Origin of the sequence: Brevundimonas staleyi (assembly GCF_041893865.1) — a bacterium.
In the GTDB taxonomy this organism is placed as follows: domain Bacteria; phylum Pseudomonadota; class Alphaproteobacteria; order Caulobacterales; family Caulobacteraceae; genus Brevundimonas; species Brevundimonas staleyi.
The window spans coordinates 2,568,869-2,587,521 of sequence record NZ_CP169082.1 but is presented as its reverse complement, the minus strand read 5'-3'; the positions used below and the strand labels follow the sequence as shown (position 1 = coordinate 2,587,521).

The 18,653-nt window shown below is 66.3% G+C and carries 20 protein-coding genes and 1 pseudogene; 7 read left to right on the top strand and 14 right to left on the bottom strand.

What is annotated here, in order from left to right; all coding sequences use genetic code 11:
• Positions 1-88: 88 nt before the first annotated feature.
• From ACETK8_RS13195 to ACETK8_RS13150, 10 genes are all read right to left on the bottom strand, one after another.
• The gene (locus ACETK8_RS13195; protein WP_374036348.1) at positions 89-1,012 is read right to left on the bottom strand and encodes a type IV secretion system protein; all 924 of its coding nucleotides are present in this window, start codon (positions 1,010-1,012) and stop codon (positions 89-91) included.
• Positions 1,013-1,021: 9 nt separating this feature from the next.
• On the bottom strand, positions 1,022-1,234 hold the full coding sequence (locus ACETK8_RS13190; RefSeq protein WP_374036347.1) for a hypothetical protein: 213 nt from the start codon (positions 1,232-1,234) through the stop codon (positions 1,022-1,024).
• A complete protein-coding gene (locus tag ACETK8_RS13185) occupies positions 1,231-1,935 on the bottom strand; it encodes a type IV secretion system protein (RefSeq protein ID WP_374036346.1) in 705 nt (234 codons plus the stop codon). The genes ACETK8_RS13190 and ACETK8_RS13185 overlap by 4 nt, the downstream gene beginning before the upstream one ends.
• Positions 1,932-4,307: a VirB4 family type IV secretion/conjugal transfer ATPase gene (locus tag ACETK8_RS13180; protein WP_316628708.1), complete on the bottom strand. Its 2,376-nt coding sequence runs from the start codon at positions 4,305-4,307 to the stop codon at positions 1,932-1,934. Before ACETK8_RS13180 ends, ACETK8_RS13185 begins: the two co-directional genes overlap by 4 nt.
• Positions 4,300-4,635: a type IV secretion system protein VirB3 gene (locus tag ACETK8_RS13175; protein ID WP_003170565.1), complete on the bottom strand. Its 336-nt coding sequence runs from the start codon at positions 4,633-4,635 to the stop codon at positions 4,300-4,302. Before ACETK8_RS13175 ends, ACETK8_RS13180 begins: the two co-directional genes overlap by 8 nt.
• A complete protein-coding gene (locus tag ACETK8_RS13170) occupies positions 4,628-4,807 on the bottom strand; it encodes a hypothetical protein (RefSeq protein WP_291535357.1) in 180 nt (59 codons plus the stop codon). The genes ACETK8_RS13175 and ACETK8_RS13170 overlap by 8 nt, the downstream gene beginning before the upstream one ends.
• A complete protein-coding gene (locus tag ACETK8_RS13165) occupies positions 4,807-5,106 on the bottom strand; it encodes a TrbC/VirB2 family protein (protein ID WP_316628709.1) in 300 nt (99 codons plus the stop codon). Before ACETK8_RS13165 ends, ACETK8_RS13170 begins: the two co-directional genes overlap by 1 nt.
• Positions 5,103-5,741 carry a lytic transglycosylase domain-containing protein gene (locus tag ACETK8_RS13160; RefSeq protein WP_316628710.1) on the bottom strand — a complete coding sequence of 213 codons (639 nt, stop codon included), beginning with the start codon at positions 5,739-5,741 and terminating at the stop codon, positions 5,103-5,105. Before ACETK8_RS13160 ends, ACETK8_RS13165 begins: the two co-directional genes overlap by 4 nt.
• A gap of 76 nt (positions 5,742-5,817) precedes the next feature.
• Entirely contained in the window at positions 5,818-6,087 is a 270-nt protein-coding gene (locus ACETK8_RS13155; protein ID WP_316628711.1) for a helix-turn-helix transcriptional regulator, read from the bottom strand.
• Between the two features lie 83 nt (positions 6,088-6,170).
• Positions 6,171-6,578, bottom strand: a complete 408-nt coding sequence (locus ACETK8_RS13150) for a helix-turn-helix domain-containing protein (RefSeq protein ID WP_316628712.1) — start codon at positions 6,576-6,578, stop codon at positions 6,171-6,173.
• A gap of 340 nt (positions 6,579-6,918) precedes the next feature.
• Here ACETK8_RS13150 and ACETK8_RS13145 point away from each other — a divergent pair, with 340 nt between their 5' ends.
• The 5 genes and pseudogenes from ACETK8_RS13145 to ACETK8_RS13125 form a co-directional block, all read left to right on the top strand.
• Positions 6,919-7,515, top strand: coding sequence for a GntR family transcriptional regulator (locus ACETK8_RS13145; protein ID WP_316628713.1), 597 nt, complete (start codon positions 6,919-6,921; stop codon positions 7,513-7,515).
• 88 nt (positions 7,516-7,603) lie between these two features.
• Entirely contained in the window at positions 7,604-7,846 is a 243-nt protein-coding gene (locus ACETK8_RS13140; RefSeq protein ID WP_316628714.1) for a hypothetical protein, read from the top strand.
• 57 nt (positions 7,847-7,903) lie between these two features.
• Positions 7,904-8,047 (top strand): hypothetical protein, encoded by a 144-nt coding sequence (locus ACETK8_RS13135; protein ID WP_316628715.1) that lies wholly within the window; start codon positions 7,904-7,906, stop codon positions 8,045-8,047.
• Positions 8,048-8,196: 149 nt separating this feature from the next.
• Entirely contained in the window at positions 8,197-8,766 is a 570-nt protein-coding gene (locus tag ACETK8_RS13130) for a lasso peptide biosynthesis B2 protein (protein ID WP_316628716.1), read from the top strand.
• A pseudogene (locus ACETK8_RS13125) lies at positions 8,763-10,334 on the top strand (asparagine synthase-related protein); the annotation flags it as partial. The gene ACETK8_RS13130 and the pseudogene ACETK8_RS13125, both read left to right, overlap by 4 nt.
• Before the next feature lie 57 nt (positions 10,335-10,391).
• Here ACETK8_RS13125 and ACETK8_RS13120 read toward each other — a convergent pair.
• From ACETK8_RS13120 to ACETK8_RS13105, 4 genes are all read right to left on the bottom strand, one after another.
• Positions 10,392-12,884, bottom strand: a complete 2,493-nt coding sequence (locus ACETK8_RS13120) for a S9 family peptidase (RefSeq protein ID WP_374036345.1) — start codon at positions 12,882-12,884, stop codon at positions 10,392-10,394.
• Entirely contained in the window at positions 12,884-15,838 is a 2,955-nt protein-coding gene (locus tag ACETK8_RS13115) for a TonB-dependent receptor (RefSeq protein ID WP_374036344.1), read from the bottom strand. The genes ACETK8_RS13120 and ACETK8_RS13115 overlap by 1 nt, the downstream gene beginning before the upstream one ends.
• 71 nt (positions 15,839-15,909) lie before the next feature.
• On the bottom strand, positions 15,910-16,905 hold the full coding sequence (locus ACETK8_RS13110) for a FecR family protein (RefSeq protein ID WP_374036343.1): 996 nt from the start codon (positions 16,903-16,905) through the stop codon (positions 15,910-15,912).
• Between the two features lie 10 nt (positions 16,906-16,915).
• Complete coding sequence (locus ACETK8_RS13105) at positions 16,916-17,398, bottom strand: RNA polymerase sigma factor (RefSeq protein ID WP_316628739.1); 483 nt, start codon at positions 17,396-17,398, stop codon at positions 16,916-16,918.
• Positions 17,399-17,918: 520 nt separating this feature from the next.
• Here ACETK8_RS13105 and ACETK8_RS13100 point away from each other — a divergent pair.
• A complete protein-coding gene (locus tag ACETK8_RS13100) occupies positions 17,919-18,158 on the top strand; it encodes a response regulator transcription factor (RefSeq protein WP_374036342.1) in 240 nt (79 codons plus the stop codon).
• 78 nt (positions 18,159-18,236) lie between these two features.
• Complete coding sequence (locus ACETK8_RS13095) at positions 18,237-18,635, top strand: nuclear transport factor 2 family protein (RefSeq protein WP_316628721.1); 399 nt, start codon at positions 18,237-18,239, stop codon at positions 18,633-18,635.
• Positions 18,636-18,653 lie beyond the last annotated feature (18 nt).

The following is an 18,653-nucleotide window of genomic DNA, read 5'->3' as shown; positions in this document are numbered from 1 at the left end:
TCGGCGGTCCGGAAGGTGGCGCAGGCAGAGAGAGCCTGGACCGCCAGGGCGATCGACACGACGCGAGACGATGTTCGCAGAGAGGGCATTAGCGGGCTCCTGTGGGACGGATGGATCCGCCGCGGCGCGGCGGTTGACGGCTGGCCTCGAGAGGACCCCGCGCGACGGCGCTGGGGCTGGATCCCAGGGAGGCGGCGTTGGCGAAGTCGGCGAGCCCGGCGCTGGCGCCGCCGGCGATGCCGGCCGCGATCGCGGGCGTCTGCAGGAAGAAGATCGCGCCGAGCAGGCAGAGGGCGATGAAGATCAGGCCGCCGACCATCGGGTCGCCGCCCTCGATCGCGCCCCACTGATCCCGGACCAGCGCCAGGACGAGCTGGAAGATGGTGATGATCAGGGCGAACAGGACCAGATAGTTCACCGCCTGGGACAGCCAGCCGAAGAAGAAACGCCGCGTCGCGTCGAACAGGGCGCAGGCGATGAAGATGGGCCCGAGGGCGACCAGAAGGGCCAGCGCCAGTTTGGCGACGAGAACAACGCCGAAGCCCAGCGCGCAGGCCAGGGCGCCGACGATGAAGACGACCGCGGCGACGATCCAGGGTGACGGGTCGAAGGCCGAACCCTCGCTGCCGATCTTCTCTCCGAGATAGCCGGCGTAGGCGAGGAACTGGTCGAAGGCCGCCCCGACGTTCGGCGTCTCAGCGCCGCTGACGGCCCGCGTCAGAAGGTTCGGCAGGTCGCGGAACAGGGGCTCGGTGACGAAGTCCGAATAGGCCGGGGTGGTGGCCAGCACATAGATGAACAGCAGTTTGATCGCACGGATGGCGAAATCCATGACCGGTTCGCTGATGGCGCCCCGGAAGATCGCGAAGCCGTAGAGGACGATGTAGAGAACGAGGGCGATCCGCAGCGGACCTTCGACCTCGGCGATCACCGCGCCCAGCCGGTCCCCGAGGAAGGCGCTCAGCCGTTCGTCGAGGAATGTGTAGGCGGGCTCGAAGACCCGAAACGACATGGCGACCTCCTAGAAACCCTGCCGGTAGGCGGCCATCCGGTCAGCGCGCCGGACCTCGGCGAGACGCGCCTGGGCGGCGTCACAGCCTTGCCGGCGGGCGCCGCGTTCGCAGTCCTCGACAGCCGCCTCGAGGGCGGCGCGATCCGGGCGCGGCTCAGCCCTGGGCGCTTCCGGCTCGCCGCAACCCGCGAGCAGGCCGAGCAGGACCAAGGCGGCTTTCACTGAAAGGCCTGACGGTAGGCGTCCATGCGGACCGACCGTTCCGCGGCGATCCGCTCCCGCGCCCGCTGGTCCTCGAGACGGGCTTCGGCGGCCTGGGTCAGGGCCAGGCCCTGCAGCCGGATCTGTTCGTTCTGAATCAGGGCCTGTTCCGCCGCGAGCCGGGCGTTCAGGTCCATCACGGCCCGCGCGTTGGGCGCGGTGTCGAGCGCGCGACGGAGCGTCTCCAGGCCTTCGAGACGATCGGTCGCCGACCGGTCGACGGCCTCGCCGATCGCCAGATCACGGGCGGTCCGCGCGCCGGCCCGCTCCAGGGCCTCGGCGGCGGCGGACGGCGCGTCAGGCGTATAGACGCGGGTCTCGCGGCGGATCGCGTCGGCCCGCTCGGCCAGTTCGCCGAGCGCGGACAGATCCCCGTCGGCGGCCGACCGCAGGGTGGCCATGTCGGGCAGGGGATTGCGGATCTCGGGGAGGCCCAGGCGTTCAGCGATGGCGTTGACGTTGGACAGGTCGTTGAGGCTGGCGAAGAGTTCCTCGCCCTGCTGGACCTGGGCCTTCAGGCTGTCGAGCTGTTCGATGGCTGTGCGCGCGTCCTTGACCATCTGGGCGAAGGAGGTTGGGTCGTAGACAACCTGCTGGGCATGGGCCGGGACGGCGGTCATCGCGGCCAGCGCGACGGCGATCGGAAGAATGGAGCGTCTCATGTCAGTCTCCTCTGGGTATGGAAGGGGCCCCGCCAGTCGGCGTAGTCGTCCCCGGTCTCGGCTCTCAGCCGGTCGAGCATGGCGACGGTTTCGGATCGTCCGGACAGGACGGCCAGCGCGTCATCCAGTCCCTTGAGGTCAAGTTCCACGACCACGCTGTCGTGACCCTGTTTGACCAGGAAGCGATGCGACTCCGGCGTCAGCTCGTCCCGGATCAGTCGGAACTCCTCCTCGCTCAGGCCGAAGCCTTCGACATAGTCGCGGGCCTGGCCATGGGCGTTCGGCAGGAAAATCTTGGTCGCGCACTGTTCGAGGATGGTGTGGGCGATCGGCGAGAGCAGCGCGTCGGCTGGGGACTGGGTGCCGAACACCATCAGGGCGTTCTGCTTGCGCCAGGTCTTCAGGCCGTCCTGGGCCAGGTCGGTGAAGGCGGCGTCGCCCAGCACCTTCCAGAACTCGTCGATGTCGAGGACGAGCCGACGTCCATCCACTCGCTGGGCGATGCGGTGGAAGAGGTAGAGCATCATCGGCGTGCGGACCTCGGGGTGGTCCAGAACATCGGTCATGTCGAAGCCGGCGAAGCGGGCGTCGAGCGACAGGGCGTCGTCGTCGCCGTCCAGAGCCCAGCCGAGCGGCCCGCCCCGAATCCAGCGCTCCAGCCGCGCCCCGACGCCGCCGACGTCCGATTGACCGAGCAGGCTGCGCAGGGCCGAAAGCGACCGTCGCTCGCGCGGGAGCGCCTCAAGTGCGGCGACGGCTTCGTCGATGGCGCGCGCTTCCGGGACCGACAGAGTCTCGTTCGGTCGGGCGACCAGGGTCCGCACCAGTCGGCTGAGGAAGGCGCGATTGGCGGGTGACGGCTCCAAGGCCTTGAAGGGCGCGAACCCCGTGGGCACGCCGTTGCGCAGGGCCAGATAGGTCCCGCCGCAGGCCCGAACGAAGATCTCGGCGCCCCGGTCCTTGTCGATGAACAGCTGCTGGGCGTCGAACCGCTCCAGCTGCGCCAGCATGAAGTTCTGGACGACCGTCTTGCCCGACCCGGAGGGGCCGCAGATGAAGGTGTGGCCGAGATCGCCCACGTGGAAGTTGAAGTAGAAGGGGGATCCGGCTGTCGTGCGCAGCGTCGCCACAGCCGGTCCCCAGTGATTGCCGTGTGGCTTGCCGACGGGATAGGCGTGGAAAGGCGCGAGGGCGGCGAAGTTGCGTGAGGTGATCGCGGCCGGACGCGTGCGCCGCGCGAAGCCGCCGGGGAACTGGGACCAGAAGGCGGCCTCGAGGCCGAGGTCCTCGCGGGCTACGACCAGGCCGGAGTCAGCCAGATGCGCCCGCGCCTTCGAAAGGTGGTCGGCCAGGGAGGCGGGCGTGTCGCCGTAGACCAGGACGGACGCCTGGTGTTCGCCGAGCACGAACCGGTTGCTGACCAGATCGTCCAGAGCGTCCGAAAGGCCGTCGATCTGGGAAGCGGCGCGGTCCCGCGCGGAGACCATCTGGTTCTGCTTGCGCTCCATCACCGATCGCCCGGCCGCCTTGGACAGGAAGGCGAAGGACTGGGTCACGACGAACCCGAAGGGCGCGCTCAGCAGCGCGTTCCACAGTCCGGGCCGGGTCGAGGCCGGGTATTCCTTGATGGCGAGGACGCCGGCGTAACGGCCTGCGTCAACGTCCCGAAGCTCCAGGCTTTCGCGTCCGAAAATGACCCGCACGGTATGAACCGCGGATCCGAGATGGCCGTAGACGATGGGGACGCGTCCCGGCCGCCCTGTGAGGACAAGCCGAACCAGCTCCATCGGTTCGGAGCACCAGATGTCTCCGTGTTGGTACAGGCCAAGGCGGCGCGGTGCGTAGCGGCCGAGATACTGTTCAAGATCTCGCGCGGCGTCCTCGAGCCGTTTGATCTGTTCGGGGGAGACCTCCGTGTCCTGACGGCGGGCTGTCTGCAGGCGACGCATGAGCGCCCCAGCGCGATCACCGGGATCACGGCCGGGATGGAGCACCAGGGTGACAAAGAGTTCGTTGACGAACAGCCGTCGGCCTCCGAGCCGCGCTTCGTAGGCCTGGCTCAGATCGCGTGCGAAGTCGGATCGGAACCCGCCCATGACCTCGGGCTGGACCTCGCGCCGGACGATGTGGTGCCACACCGCCAACCGGTCGTCGGCCAGGTTGCGCCAGGTCTGATTGAGCTTGATGTGCCAGTCGTTCAGATCGCGCGGATCGGCGGTCTCGAACGCCGCGCCCTGAAGCTGAAAGGCGATCATCAGCGCCCCGCTATCGAGCGTGACGATGTGGTCCGAGGCGTGGCGCGCATAGGGCAGGCCGGCCAGGGCGTCGCCCTCCCGGCGCAGACGCGACGGCGAGAGACGGAGCTTACCCACGGACCAGCTCCCTTGCGCTGTAACGCCGGACAAGGGGGAGGGGTGTCGCCGAGCTGCCCCCCCACAGGGCGCCGTTGCGGGACCGGCCCTTGGTGTCGACGAAGACCAGCAAAAGCCGGAAGGCGTTGTGGTCCACCTTGCAGATCGCCCGGAAGACCAGATGCAGGGCCGGGGCGATGAGCAGATAGAGCAGGCTGCCGCCGACGAGAAAGGCCAGGCCGGAGATCATGACGTTGACGCCCATGGCCTCCATGGGCACGCCCAGGATCATCGCCGGCCGGGTGCAGGCCAGGAACAGAGGCTCTTCGATCAGTCGTTCTTCAGCCATGGTCCGCCCCGCTCAGGACCAGGGCGGCTTTCGCCACGGCGAGACCGACCAGACCACCGCCCAGAGCCTGGGCGTAGCGGGCCGGCGAGATGAGGCGGACGCCGAGCATCAGCGTCAGCGCCAGGCCGCCGGCGATCCCCGCGACGATCAGACAGGCGTCGGTCCGGGCCATCAGGCGCCGCCCGTGATCAGGCCGACGATTTCGGCGGCGCCGAAGACCACGACGATGCCGAGAATGACGATGGCGGCGCGCCGCAGATCGAATAGGCCGAACATCCATAGAATGCCGACGATGACGACCGCGAGGATGGCCAACAGCCTGGCCGTGTTGCCGGTCAGCATGTCGACGACGTTCTGCAGCAGGCCCTCGACATTGGCCGAGGCAAAGGCGGGCTGCACCGCCATCAAGGTGGTCGCCAGGGCGATTGCGCCGACCGCGCATTGGCGGCGTCGAATGGGGGACAGGGTCACGGGATGACGCTCCAGGTCTGTGTCTGTGAGGCGGAGGCGAAGAGGACGACGGGGCTGGCGCTGGCGCGCGCGAAGACGTCCCAGGCGGCGGGTGGCGCGACGGGATCCGGCGCGACCTGAGCGGGGGATGAGCCTGATGCGGCTTCGGTTAGCGGCGGCGCGGAGACGGCCAGGCCCAGGCGGGCCGCCGAGGCCTCGACGCGCGCGACATAGCCGTTACGAAAGCCGCGATCGGGATGGCCGGTGTTGTAGCGCGACAGGGCCACGCGCAGGGCCTGTTGGCGGTCAGAGCCGGTGTACGCGGGGTTGAAGCCGGCGCGCAGCACGGTTCCTGCGGCGGTGAGGTTGCGGCAAGGGTCGAAGGCGTCCTCGACCGTCAGACGCAGCCATCCGAGGTTGCTGGAATTGATCTGGGCGAGACCAAGATCGATGTTGGCGCCCGAGGCGATCAGGCGGCGGGCGACCCGCACCGCTTCCTCGCGCGTCCTGGGCTGACGCACGGCGCCGCCGCGATTGGCGCCGATCGCCAGGGCGTTGAAGCGGCTTTCCGTATGCGCGATCGCGGCCAGGGTCTGCGGCGAGACGCCGGGCGCACACTGAGCGGAAAGGGCGAGGACGAGGGCGAGATCGAGCAAGGCAGAGCTCCGTTGAGAGCCCGCAGCAGACCCCATCGGCCGCGCGCCTTCGATCCGCTAGGGCGCCACCGGAGAGCTACGGGGTAAAACTACGGGGCTCAGCGGCGCGGCGATCGTCTCTCGCCAGAAGAGCGACGGCCTGCACCCGGGTTCTGACGCCGAGCCAGCGGCACCCGAGCAGGATGTGGTCGTCGACCGTGCGGGCCGACAGGCCGAGGCGACCCGCGATCTGACGGGATGACAGCCCTTCGCCGGCCAGACGCAAACAGTCGGCCTGGCGAGCGGACAGGCCGTCGCTAGAACAAAACGGGGCATGATCGGAGGGGAGGGAAGGCGACTGGGGCATGGGCTCAAGCCAGACCCGGATCGAAGTTTGCGGCAAGACCGCAAGGTTCACGCAGCGAATTTACGGTGTGAGGCGAGCCCCGATCAGTCTTCCTCGTCCTTCGAGGGTGTGACCAGCCGCCCGATCCTTTCATCGAGCCACGCCTTGGCCGCGTCATCCCGTCTCACGGCCTGCATCCCGAGATCCTTCAGCGTGCGGGTGAAGGCGTTGATGATCGAGCGTGTGTCGAGTTCCATGATCGCGTCGCCGACCTCCTCGTTGAACTCCTGGGTCACGACCCGAAGCGCGAGCATCGCCTTGTTGTCTGCGCAGCGGACAGCGAACTCAGGGGAGCCCAACGCCATACAGTCGATGATGGCGTAGGGATCGCTGTCCGTGGCCTCCGCGAAGCGGTGGATACGCTCGAGATTGATCTTTCCCTTCCCAGCCTCGAAGTGTTCGTAGGACCGCTTGGCCATGCCCATGGCCTCGGCGACCTCGGCCGGCTTCATCCGCCGATAGAGCCGGATCAGGCGCAGGGCCGCAGCCAGGATTTCGTTCTGAGAGCGGGGTCGGTCGCTTTCCATCAGCTCGGCTGCCTCGGGTTGTGGAGGTCAACGCGATTCTCGACGCCGTACTCCCGGTGGTTGAAAAATGCGGCAGTTGAGCATCAAATGAAAGACGGGAAGCTCACGGTGTCCCAAGTCTTGCGCAAGGTGCGCAAAGAACAGGCGGTGATCGTATGAAAACTGTTGGCCGGTTCTTGGCTGCTTGTAATCTGTGGATGGAGTGGGAGGTGTCGGTGGCGAGCGAACGAACCAATTTCCATGCGCTGCGGCTGGGCGGCTTGTGATGCGTGAGCGGGACCAGTTCGCCGTGGCCCGAACCGCCTTGGCAGGGTACGCCGCAGCCGGGCGGTTCGGTTGGGGGCATCCGCTCGTGGCCACCAGCCTGGCCACCGAACTCGGCCTCAGCCCCACGCCCGTCCGCGAGGCCCTCGCCCACCTCGCCGGTGAAGGGATAATCGAGCATCGACCGGGCCGAGGCTATTTCGCGCCGAGCCCAACGGCGGCTGATATTGCTGGCTTGTACGAGCTTCACCGTCAGTTCCTTCTTTGGTCCTTGACCACGGATGTTCCGCAAGAGGTGTCGCCCATGGACCCGCCGGTCGACGAGGTCCTGCGGATCGAAAGCGTCTTTGATTGGCTTGCCGATAGAGGCGGGAACAGTGCGGTGCTCGAAGCCTACCGCAGGATTCGCCTCCAACTCAGGCCGATCCGTCGGATCGAAGTGCTGCTGCAGGACACCGGCTTGGACAGCGTTCTGCGGATTGAACGTCTTCGGCGAGAGGGGCAGTGGGACGCTATGGAAGAGACACTCGACCAGTATCACGAACAAAGGATCGCCCTTTCGGCGTCTCTTGAGAAAGTGATGCGGCAATCAGCGTAAAGTATATTCCAAATATAGTTTGAAAATACGATGTTTGTGGCCCCTCCTGTTTTGACCGGTCATTCCGGCCGGATGAAGGAGGCAAGCCATGCTGAAGACAACGATGTCGAGCCTGATCGCACTGGGCTCCGCGCGGCGTGAAACCCGCGCCATTTCCGACGGGACTCACATGGAGCTCATCGGCGGCCAATTCTACACCAAGGCCGGTGTGGGATCCGAGGTCACGCGTCTGGGATCCGCCCGGGAGGAAACCCGGGCGGTCGAGGACGGCAAACGGGCCGAACTCGTGCCCGAGCTTCGCTACGACACGGCGGAAGTCCGCCTCAGCTGAGCGGTCGGCGGAGCCTCCGGCGGCGCCGGGGGCTCCGCTCGTCTCAAGGAGATGATTATGAAACTTCTCGCGTCGGGACTGATCTTTTGTGGCGCCGTTCGGCAAACGACCCGTGCCTGTGATTTCGGCGATCGAACCGAGCTGATCCCGCCCTATTTCTACAACCAGCCGACCTCGCTGCGCGGGGCATCCCGCCGATGAGACAAAGAGCGCGGCTGACTGCCATGTGCGAGGGAGCCTCGGGGCGAGAGCCGGCGATCCCACAAGCCCTTCCAAGGCCCCAGGACCCGCCCGAGCGGTTTTTGAAAGCCGGCGTATACGGCGTCGCGGTGGGGGAAGATCTCGCCCTAATGGACATCGGCGCCGACGCCTATCTGTGTCTCCCGGGCGGCGCATCGGGGCTCTGCGGCGATGGCAGCACCTTGCGCCTGTCCGGTCCGAACGCCGCCGCCGTTGTGGAAGCGGGGTTGGGGGCCGATCAGGCCGGCCCCGCAATCAGAACGCCGCCGGGCTTGCCGAGCCGGACCCTTATCCACGACACAGCCCCGACCGTCTCGCTGGGCGATGTGCTGAGGGGGCTTGGGGCTGTCCGGGACATTCGTCGGGCGCTTCGCGGAGACGGGCTGCGCCCCATCCTCGCGGTCGCCTCAGATCATGATCGCGTGGTGGACCGGGGGGCGGTCGCCCACGCGGCCAAAACATTCTGGCGCCTCTCGCCCTGGCTGCCCATGGAGGGCGAATGCCTCGTCCGCTCGGCGATGCTGATGAGCTACCTGCGCCGCGCCGGGCTATCAGCGGACTGGGTCTTCGGCGTTCGTCTTTGGCCGTTCGCGGCGCACTGCTGGGTCCAGATCGACGATCTCTGCCTCAACGACGATATCGAACGTCTGGCGGCCTACACGCCGATCTATTGCCGATGAACGTCGCCACGCCCGATCGCCGGGGTTATGTGGTCATCGACCAGGATGGCGCCGATCGGGATCGCCCTGAGTGGGTCGAAGTCGTTCGCCAGCTTCTTGCTGCAGGGTGGCGCAAGGCGCTCGACATCAATGGGATGATCATCTTCCTGGGGCCGGACTCGCCTTTGAAGGTGACCCAGGTTCATCGGCAACACTTCCTGATTGGGGACTGGCGGGGAGGGGATGAATTTCTATCGACCTTGACTGCGCTGCACCGATCTGACGCCGCCCTGGCGCAAGCCGTCGTGTCCCAGGGCTGGGGTCGTTACGTCTTCGTTTGGCGCGGCGATGACGGCGATCTGCGCCTTCTGCGCGATCCCAGCGGCGCGCTTGACTGCATCTGCTGGCGTTATGGCGCGAGCTGGGTCGCCACCAGCCAACCTCCAGAGGCGTTGAACGCCGTCTTTCCAGACGACCTCGCGATCGATTGGACGGTTCTGGGAGACATCATCGGCGCGGTGAATCTGGCCTCGGATCACCTCGCCCTGACGGGGCTGCACGCGGTGACGCCGGGGAGCCTGGCCCGGTTGGCTCACAGTGTCACCCAGGAGGCGATCTGGACGCCCGCCCGGTTCGCGGTGACCGTCCGTGACTGGGACGACAGGCCGGAGGCCTTGGTCGGCGTCGTCGATCGGTCCGTTGCGGCGCTGGTTGAGGGTCACAATCACATCGTCACCGAAATCTCAGGCGGCCTGGATTCGGCGATTGTGGCCGCCAGCCTGGTGGCGAACGGCGGGGCCGCGAAGTCGCGGTTCGTGAACTACTTTGACGACCAGCCGGAAGGCGATGAGCGCGCCTTCGCCCGAGCGGCGGCTCACACGCTGGGCGTTGATCTCGAGGAGGTTCACAAGCCGGTCGCAGCCTTGACCCGAAAGCAGTTTGCTCCGCTCGGTCAAAGCGTTCGCCCAGCGCTCCACGGCATCGACATGGTCTATGACGCCGAGATGGCGGGCCGGGCGCGCAAGGTCCGCGCCACCGGGCTGCTCACGGGGCAAGGCGGTGACGCCGTCTTCTTCCAGTCACCCGACCCCCTGGTCGTGGCGGACAGGTTCCGGCGCGAGGGCCTGAGAGGTTTGAACCCGGGTTATGTGGCGTCCGTGGCGCGGTGGACCCGGCACTCCGTCTGGACCATCGCCAGACATAGTCTTTTTCCGAAGCCGCGCCCGCCCGCCACGACGCGACGCCATCGGTGGGTCGAAGGGGCGGAGGCGCTGCCTCCCGCCAAGGCGCGCCAGGTTCTGCAACTCGCCAACTGCCAAACCTTCTGGAGCGACTGCCTGCGCGCCCGGTCAGCGACCCTCCTGCATCCTCTGCTGACGCAGCCGGTCATGGAGCATTGCCTCGCCATCCCCACGGACCGACTGACACGCGGCGCACGGGATCGCGGCCTGGCCAGGATTGCGTTCGAAGACCGGTTGCCGCCGCTGATCACTGAGCGGCGCGACAAAGGCGATCTCAGCCGCTTCTATGCTTCGGTCGTGCGCCAGAGCGTGGATGTTGTGACCGACCTGCTCGTCGAGGGACGATTGGCGGAAAGGGGTTTGATCAGTACCGACGACTTCGACAAAGCCCTCTCCGATGCGCACCTAATCTGGGATCCCGCGACCAACCGTTTCCTCATCCTCGGTGCGATCGAGGTTTGGGCGCGAAGCTGGGAGGGGCGTCTCGATCGGGTGAGACGGGCCAAGGTAGCGGTTGAGCCAGTCGAGAATGCGTAGGTGCAGGTCTCTGATGTTCGCAGGACTGGCGAATTCGTGGCTCTGCCCGAAGTAGGTGACCAGCTCCGCCTCGCGATTGAGACGGTAGAGGGCGCCGAAGATCGAATCGAAGCGCGATCCGTCGAAGTCGCTTTGGATAAGCAGGGCGGGCGTGTGGATCCGCTCCACCGCATAAAGCGGGCTGCGCTCGACGTAGCGGTTCGGATTCGTCCCCAAAGGCACGCCAAGGCCGCCCTGTCCGCCCTCGAGCCATCCGCTCTGGATGGCGACGCCCGCTTCTCCGCTCAGTTGTGAATACAGGCGCGGCTCGTAGGCTTCGCTGAGGTCGCCGTAGCCGTTTGAGGCGATGATCGCCTTGAAGCCATCCGTCTGCGTTGCGGCGCGAAGGACGCCGTAACCGCCGAAACTGTGGCCGACCAAGGCCGCGCGCGTGGCGTCGCAGCGGTCTGCCGCGCAGGCCATCTGGACGATCGAGACGAGCTCAGGCCCGAGGTGATCGAGGTCCGAGGTGGGTGAGGCCTGCTGCGGCAAGCTGGGCATGAGCACGGCGTAGCCGGCCGCTGAAAGGATGGCCGGATTGATGTGCAGCTTGAGGGCGCCCGGCAGGAGTCGTCCGGGCGGCGTTGGGAACGTCTGGCCGGGATAGGCGATCACGACTACCGGCGGAGGACTGGATGTCGGGGCGGCGGGTAACAGCAACCAGCTGCGCAACGGCTGCCCCTCCGAACCCGTGTGTTCGATCGGCACGACAGCGCCCCAACTGCGACGATTGAGGTCGTTATTGATGGAGGCCAGCTCCACCGCTCCGGTGTGGGTTCGCAGGTGGACCTGCGTCGCACCGCCCGGCGAACGGCGGCGGGTGACGACAAAGGTAGCGTCGGGGCTGGCCGCGACGACGGTCTCGTCGTCGGCGAGGGTGCCGATGCAGTGCGCCGGATCGCTGGATCGTCGCAAACAGTCCTGCGCGTTTAGCAGGACAGACTGGCCGAGCCGCTCGGGCGCTGGATTTTGCGTGGCCCGCGCGCCGAGATCGCTTGCCGTGCCGGCATCGATGAGCCGGCCCTGAAGACCGACAGGAGGGGACTCTGTTCTGAACGCCGTCAAACCTGTCGGCCGGGTGACGAAGCTTGCGCCGTCGAAGCGGACCAGGGCTTCGCCGTCCTCGACCTGGGCAACGATCCGGCGTCGTCCACTACGGTCGCTTGTCAGCCAGGCCTTCGAGCCGTCGGCCAGACGAACCTGAACGACGGGGCGATCGTCGTCCCAACTGGCCCGGGCGATGGGGATCGTCTGGCTATCGCCGTCGATCCACGGTGTGGCCGTGTCCAGGTCGATCGCCTCCGCGGAGCCGCTGCGATCAAGCAGCCAGAACCGCCCGGCCTCGAAACGGCCCCCGGGCTGTCTCGCGAACGCGATCAGCCGGTCCGAGCGCGGCGACCAGGTCATCAGGTGCGATGTAAAATCCTGATTGGGCAAAGGCTCTACAGACGATCCCGTTTCAAGGTCGGCCAGGAGGATGCGCCGAACCCGTTTCGGCGTTCCGGTGAAGAGCACCGTGTCCAGGCCGTACTGGATGTCCGCGCCGTCAAGCAGCGCCGCTGCTGTCCGCCCGTCCGGAGACAGCGAGACGTCGATGATGGCGCCTTCGATGAGGAGGGTCTCCCGCCCAGTTGTGAGATCGACTTGAAGGAGTTGAAGCGGCGTGCCTTTGTCGCGGGTGTCGCGCGCCCCCCCACTCGAGATGGAAATCGACGATGGCGAATGTCCCGCCTCGGCCCGCCGCCAGAGTTCGGTCTGCTTCACGACCGACTGGGCGTAGACCCCGATGATGTAGGGCAACACGCCATTTCGCCGGGCGACGACCAGGAGCTCGCTTTCCGAGCGCCAGACGACGGTTTCGCCAAAGCGCGCCGGCTCCGGTGACAGGTCGAGCCACCGCACCGCGCCGGTGGCCAGCGTCATCACCCCGAGGCTCCAGCCGGTCTCGGAGAGCCGATAGACCACCATCTGCGCGCCGCTTGGCGAGAATGGCCCCGACACGAAGCCCTCCGAATGGCCCGGATCCTCAAGACTTTGACGAAGGACGCCGTCTGTCGCGGAGAAGATCTGCAGCCGGCTCAAAAGCGTCTCGGTGTAGAAGTCGTATTTGTAGGTGCTCGCGCTGTTCCAGGGTGCCTGTCGCTCCAGGACGATCCAGCGGCTGTCCGGCGATATGCGGACATTGCCGATGCCTTCTTGCCCGACCAGGTCGTCGATCGTGAAGGGGGGAAGGCCGTCGGGCTGGGCGGGCGTCTGACACAGGGTCGGGCTCGCGGCGACCAGAAGGGTCGCCGCGGCCACAAGGCCGAGGATCGGTTTCATCACCAGGCCCGCGTCAACTGGATGGAGATGAATCGGCCAAGAACATTGGTGTTGGCGGCGTCGTAGGCGACGCCCTCGGGCGCGTCGTAGAAGGGCGGGTCGCTGTCCAGAAGGTTCTGGACATTCAGCGTCAGCGTCGTCCCTTCGAAAAGTCCGCGCGTCGGCGCGTAGCGAAGCTGGACGTCCGCTGTCGTCCATGAGCCGATGGGGCGACCCGTGACGTCCGGGTAGCCGTCGACATAATTGAAAGCCGCCGAGGCGCCCCAGTCGCGACGGGTCCAGCTTGCCGACGCCCGCGCCCGCAGATCGACGGGCAGGTTGGGACTGTTGATGCCGGACTGAACGGGCGCGGTCGGGGTCGCGCGGGTATCGAACCGGTCGAGATAGGTCAGGTTGGCGTCGAGCTCGAACGCATGGTCGCCGACGTCGAAAGCGTAGCCGAGATTGGCGTCGATCCCTTCGAGCAGCACGCTGGACGTGTTCACAAACCGGGCATCGACGATGGCGCCATAGGCCTCGGCGGGGAACAGATCGGCAAGCGCTGTTGTCGGCAGATCCAGCAACGCCTGCATGTCGGCGCGGTCCTGCGCGTTGTTGGTCGGATCGATGATGCGAACGAAGGCCGACAGGGCGGGATTGGTGAGTGCGGTGGTGAGGGCCGTGAAGGCGGGCTGACCGATCTGGTTGTCGAAATCGATCCTGAACAAATTTAGGCCCACGCGAAGGCCGGGAAGGGCCGCTGGCCGATAGTCTCCGCCAAGCGTCCAGCTCCTGGCCTGCTCGGGCTCAAGGTCGGGATTGCCGCCATAGAGGATTTCGGCAAGCACCTGCTGCGATCCGCGCGGGAGGAACGTCGGGCTCTGGTCCGCCGTCTCGTTCAGTTCGCGCAGCGCCGGCGCGCGAAAGGACTCGCCGTAGTTGGCGCGCAGCACCAGTTCGGAATAGGGCTGCCACAGCACCCCGACCTTGGGGCTGGTCGTTTGACCGGCGTCGGAATACTTCTCGAACCGCCCGGCGATCGAAAGCTCAAGCCGCTCGAATCCAGCGCGGCGGTTTTCTGCACTGAAGAGGGGGATGCGGACTTCCGCGAAGGCGGACGCCACGTCGCGGTCGAAGGCGACGGGGACGCCGACCGACGGCGCTACGCCTGATGTGAAGCTCGTGTCCTGACGTTCGAAGGTCTCGCGGCGGAAGGCGAGGCCCGCGGCCAGTTTGGCGTCCCCGGCTGGCAGGGTGAACAGGGACCCGTCCGCCAAGGCGTTGATGGATGAAACCGTGGTCTCCCCGACCCCGCGCGCCCAGCCGGAGCCAATGAAGGCCAAGGCTGCCGGCGAGCTGTTCGAGCCGTCGGCGAAGGGATTGAAGTATCCATCGCGCGGTGCGCTGTAGGCGGTCGCCGGATTATCGGCGATCGCGCCTAGCGCCTCGCGCAGGAAGGTGGAGTTCAGCTGATTGCTGCTTGCATTTTCACCGTGTTCGCGCGCGTAGGCGGCGTAAGTGTCCAGCCGCCAGCTTCCCGCCAGATCGATCTTGGCCCCGATCGAGGCCCCCAGGCTTTCGGCGCGGCCTTCGATCCTCGGATTGCCGAGATCGCGGCCGAAATTATAGGCGATGATGTGTGATGTCGCGCCTGTCGGAGACACAAAATAGGGATTCGCTGCGGTCACGGTAAAGGTCGTTGGAAACCCTTGAGACACTGCCTCGAACTCGCGCAGGCCATAGCGAACATCGGCGTTGATCGAGACGCGGTCGCCGAAGTCCTGATTGAGCACCAGATAGGCGCTGTGTCGGGTTTGCTCCGGCAGGACGTTCAGGCCCTCGCGGTGATTGTAGAGATTGCCCTGACCCGCGATGAAGTCACTCGGGTTCAGGCCTTCGCCATTCTGCCCACTGGGGATGGCGTAGGTAGGGACATAGCCGCCGGCTGCGGCGTCGAAGACAACGATGTTGCCGGGGTTGCTGAAGATGCGACGCCGGTCGGAGCCTCCGAACCGCCGCAAGTCCGCGTCGTTCGCCCGGTCCCGCTCGGATGCCACCAGGCGGCTGCGCTCATTGTATTCATAGGTGCCCACGATCGAGCCTGACGACCAGCGGCTCCCGACGGTGTGGGCAATCTGGAGCTCGTCGCTCGCCCCATCCGAGGTGACGCCGTACCGGACCCGCGTCTCGGCGCCGTCATAGTCTTCACGAAGGATGATGTTGACCACGCCGCCCACGGCATCCGCTCCGTATAGCGCTGACGCACCATCGAGCAGCACGTCGATGCGGGCCACGGCGCTGGTCGGTATTGTGGAGACATCGGCGAAGTCGCCCTTGTTTCCTGTGCCCGCCATTCGTCGCCCGTTGACCAGAACGAGGGTCGCATCGCTGCCCAAGCCGCGCAGATTGACGCCCGAGGCGTAAAAGCTGTTCGTACCCGTTCGGTCGCCGCCGTTGCTCATGGCGGCATCGTTACCGGTGCCGCCAAAGTTCTGGGGCAGGGCGGCAAGCGCTTGGGCGACCGTTCCATGTCCTTGCCGGTCGATGTCGTCCCGGGTCACGGTGACGACCGGCGACGGGCCGTCAGCGACTCCGCGGATCAAACTGCCAGTAACGATCACTTCCGCGATCTCGACCGCCTCATCCTTCGCCTCTGCACGGGCGGTGGGATCGAAGACGACAAGCGTGTTGTAGCTCGTCCGACGGGCACGTAGTCCGGTGCCTTGCAACAGGGCGGTCAGGGCTTGGTCCGTCCCGAGCGCGCCATTGACGCCGGGGGACTGGCGGCCTGCGACAAGGTCAGTGGAATAGAGAATTTGCTCGCCGCTCTGGGCCGCGAAGAGGGGCAGTGCAGTTTGCAGCGGGCCGGCGGGAACGCGGTACTGCACGGCAACCGTTTGCGCCTGGGCGATGAAAGGCGTCGCCGCCGCCAGCATCAGTACGCCAAGCGCAGTGGAACAAGGACCGATACGCATAACACTCCCCCGAAATGGATACCCGCACAGACGCGGGTTGGGAAAGAGACGAAGGGGCGCGGAAAAACCCCTCAGCGCTCCGCCGCATTTTTTGCGGGGGCGTCACGAATGACGATCTGACCGGTTGGAGTCCGCTCGGCGACGACGGGATAAAGCTCGACGAGCGCGGAGACAAACCCCTCGACGTCGCCCGTGTTGAAAACGCCGCTTACGGCGATGCGGGAGATGGCGGGAGCCTGAAGAATGACCTTGGTGCGGCTGTAGCGATTGACCTCGGCGACGGCGGTTTCGACGGTGTCGCCAGCGAAGACGAGACGACCGGCCGTCCAGCTGGTTTCCGACGCCACATCCACCGATCGTACGGCGGGACGCGGGGAGGCGGTGACAATCTGCTGGCCAGGCGTGAGGGACCAGCGTGGCGACGAGCCCTCTCGGTCCAGAACATCGACCCTGCCCTCGACGAGGGTGACCTGGGCGCCGTCGCCCGCTCGGCGGACGTCGAACCGGGTTCCGACGGCGGTGACGTCGGTGACCCCCGCGCGGACGACGAACGGACGGGTCGGATCGCCCTCAACGTCGAAAAAGGCCTGGCCGCTCGCCAATTCGACAGCGCGGCGGCCACGGGTGAGTTTCACGGTTATGCGAGACTCGGTGTCCAGCGTGACCTTCGAGCCGTCGGCCAAGACCACGACCCGTTGTTCTCCCAGCCCCGTCTCATAAGACAGCGGACGGGCGGACCATATCATGACGCCGATCGCCGCGGCCGCGATCGCGGCGATGGCGCCGGTCGGTACGAGCGCTTTGGAGAAGCGGCTTTGGGTTTTGCGCGACGCGTCCGCGCGAGCGCGCGCACCTTTGGTCAAGACGGCGATGTCGGCATCCCCCTTGAGACTGCCCGCCGTCTCCCACATCGTTTCGATCCGGGCGTAGGCCTCGGCGTTCTTTGGGTCGCGGCGCCATTGGCTGAAGGCTGTGACGTCCGCGGCCGTCACACGCTTCTGATTGAGAGTCGCGAACCACGACGCGGCTTCACGACGTCTCGCGTCCAGGTCTTTATCGGCAGTCATCGTTCGTGCCTTAGACGTCCAGTTGCGCCATGCAGTGCTCAATAGCTTTCGCCATGCGCCGTTCGACGGTAGCCAAGCTGATCCCGTGAGCCAGAGCAATCTCCGGATATGTCATACCGTCAAACCGGCTCAAGACGAAGACGTCCCTGTAGAGGGGCGGCATCGTCTGGAGGACCTGCTTGAGGTAGAGGCGATCGACAGGCGCGTCGGCCGCCGCGTCCAAGGTCGAACCCGTACCTTGCAAGGCGCGCTCGCGGCGCACAAGACGGCGCCGTTCGTCGCGGACGAGGTTGAGCGCGACCCGAAGAAGCAGGGCTTTCGGATGGCGGATGTCTTCGAGAAGGTACGGCGTGAGGCGAAGATAGGTTTCCTGCACCACGTCGTCGGCCTCATCGACGCCGACGCGTCCACGAAGCCGCTTGCCCAGCCATCCCGAATAGCGGCGGTAGAGCCCGTTGAGGCTCGCCGCGGCGCCCGGATTCAACTCCTTCACATCGCTCAACGCGACCTCCAGCCGGCTGTCAGACGGCGGGAATCCGAGAGCGCGACCGCGTGGCGTCCGGGCGCACGCAAAGGTGCGCCGCAGGCGATGGCGGACGGACGCCGCGCGTCAAGGCGCGGCCGTTAAGGTTGAGCTTCGCACAGGGGATTCCCGGCCCCTATCGACGCGGACGCCGACAACCGACAATGAATCAATCCGAGTCGCGGTGCAAGGCGGAGGGGTCGGGCGAGGAATCCTCTGCGAAGAGGCCCGCTACTTCAGGATGAAACGCCGCCACCGCCAAAGGCAGTCCCCGGCTCAAGTTCCGCCCCTATCTGGCGGCGCCCGACGTCGCAGGATTTAGGGCTCGGGAGCCGGCAGGGCAAGTGATGCGTAAAGCGCGACAGACGCCCGGCGCTGATGAAAACCGCTCCCGGGTTTCCGCAAGCTTGTTGCGGAGTCTCCGCAAATCGATGGCGTTGTTCAGGCTTACGGACCGCGTCATCGTGCGCCTCTAAAGGCGAGTGATCCCATGACACCACACCGTCAGACAGACGTCGGAACGCAGAACCTCGCATTGAGCCCGCGCGAACTCGAATGCCTCACCTGGGTTTGCCGCGGCAAGAGTTCGGGCGACATCGGCAGCATCCTGGGACTGTCCCCGCGCACGGTCGATAGCTATTTGGAAAAGGTCGCTGCGAAACTCCGGGTCCGGACGAGAATCGAGGCTGTCGCGGTTGCGGTCCGGGCCGGCTTGGTTGAGCCAGACTAATTGGGGGCACACGCGGTGCGCGATTTCTGACCGAGAATCGGGTCATGATCGATCATCTGAACCGTGATCAATTCATCCATGCCCGGAGACGTCGTTCAAGCTTTCGCCAGGGAGATCGCGTTTCGCGACGTCCGACGGCTTGAGTCCCTGGTCGCAGACGATATCGACGCCCGGTTCGACGTCGCGGGCATTCTGGTCGGTAAAGCTGCGCTGCTCGGGTTCTGGCGGCGGCTGTTTCAGGCCTATTCGCTCGTCGAACTCCATATCCTCAAATGCGTCGTTGAGGAGGATCTGGTCATCGCCGACAGCGCCTATTTCCTGGCCGCCCGCCGGGGCGGTCTGGTGGACGTGCGCGCGATCAGCATTTTCGAAGTCGATCAGGGCGTCATCACCCACTGGCGGGATCATGCCGATCTGGCGGAGGTGCCCAAGGCGGAAACGGACCTCTGGCGCCGCTTGGGCGGAGCCCGATGGTAGCCGCACCCAGACTGGCTG

Bases quoted from the DNA above. Each gene is read 5' to 3' on its own strand.
- ACETK8_RS13195 (WP_374036348.1), bottom strand. From the start codon at position 1,012: ATGTCGTTTCGGGTCTTCGAGCCCGCCTACACATTCCTCGACGAACGG.
- ACETK8_RS13185 (WP_374036346.1), bottom strand. From the start codon at position 1,935: ATGAGACGCTCCATTCTTCCGATCGCCGTCGCGCTGGCCGCGATGACC.
- ACETK8_RS13175 (WP_003170565.1), bottom strand. From the start codon at position 4,635: ATGGCTGAAGAACGACTGATCGAAGAGCCTCTGTTCCTGGCCTGCACC.
- ACETK8_RS13170 (WP_291535357.1), bottom strand. From the start codon at position 4,807: ATGGCCCGGACCGACGCCTGTCTGATCGTCGCGGGGATCGCCGGCGGC.
- ACETK8_RS13155 (WP_316628711.1), bottom strand. From the start codon at position 6,087: ATGCCCCAGTCGCCTTCCCTCCCCTCCGATCATGCCCCGTTTTGTTCT.
- ACETK8_RS13150 (WP_316628712.1), bottom strand. From the start codon at position 6,578: ATGAAGCCGGCCGAGGTCGCCGAGGCCATGGGCATGGCCAAGCGGTCC.
- ACETK8_RS13145 (WP_316628713.1), top strand. From the start codon at position 6,919: ATGCGTGAGCGGGACCAGTTCGCCGTGGCCCGAACCGCCTTGGCAGGG.
- ACETK8_RS13140 (WP_316628714.1), top strand. From the start codon at position 7,604: ATGCTGAAGACAACGATGTCGAGCCTGATCGCACTGGGCTCCGCGCGG.
- ACETK8_RS13135 (WP_316628715.1), top strand. From the start codon at position 7,904: ATGAAACTTCTCGCGTCGGGACTGATCTTTTGTGGCGCCGTTCGGCAA.
- ACETK8_RS13130 (WP_316628716.1), top strand. From the start codon at position 8,197: ATGGACATCGGCGCCGACGCCTATCTGTGTCTCCCGGGCGGCGCATCG.
- ACETK8_RS13120 (WP_374036345.1), bottom strand. From the start codon at position 12,884: ATGAAACCGATCCTCGGCCTTGTGGCCGCGGCGACCCTTCTGGTCGCC.
- ACETK8_RS13115 (WP_374036344.1), bottom strand. From the start codon at position 15,838: ATGCGTATCGGTCCTTGTTCCACTGCGCTTGGCGTACTGATGCTGGCG.
- ACETK8_RS13110 (WP_374036343.1), bottom strand. From the start codon at position 16,905: ATGACTGCCGATAAAGACCTGGACGCGAGACGTCGTGAAGCCGCGTCG.
- ACETK8_RS13100 (WP_374036342.1), top strand. From the start codon at position 17,919: ATGACACCACACCGTCAGACAGACGTCGGAACGCAGAACCTCGCATTG.
- ACETK8_RS13095 (WP_316628721.1), top strand. From the start codon at position 18,237: ATGCCCGGAGACGTCGTTCAAGCTTTCGCCAGGGAGATCGCGTTTCGC.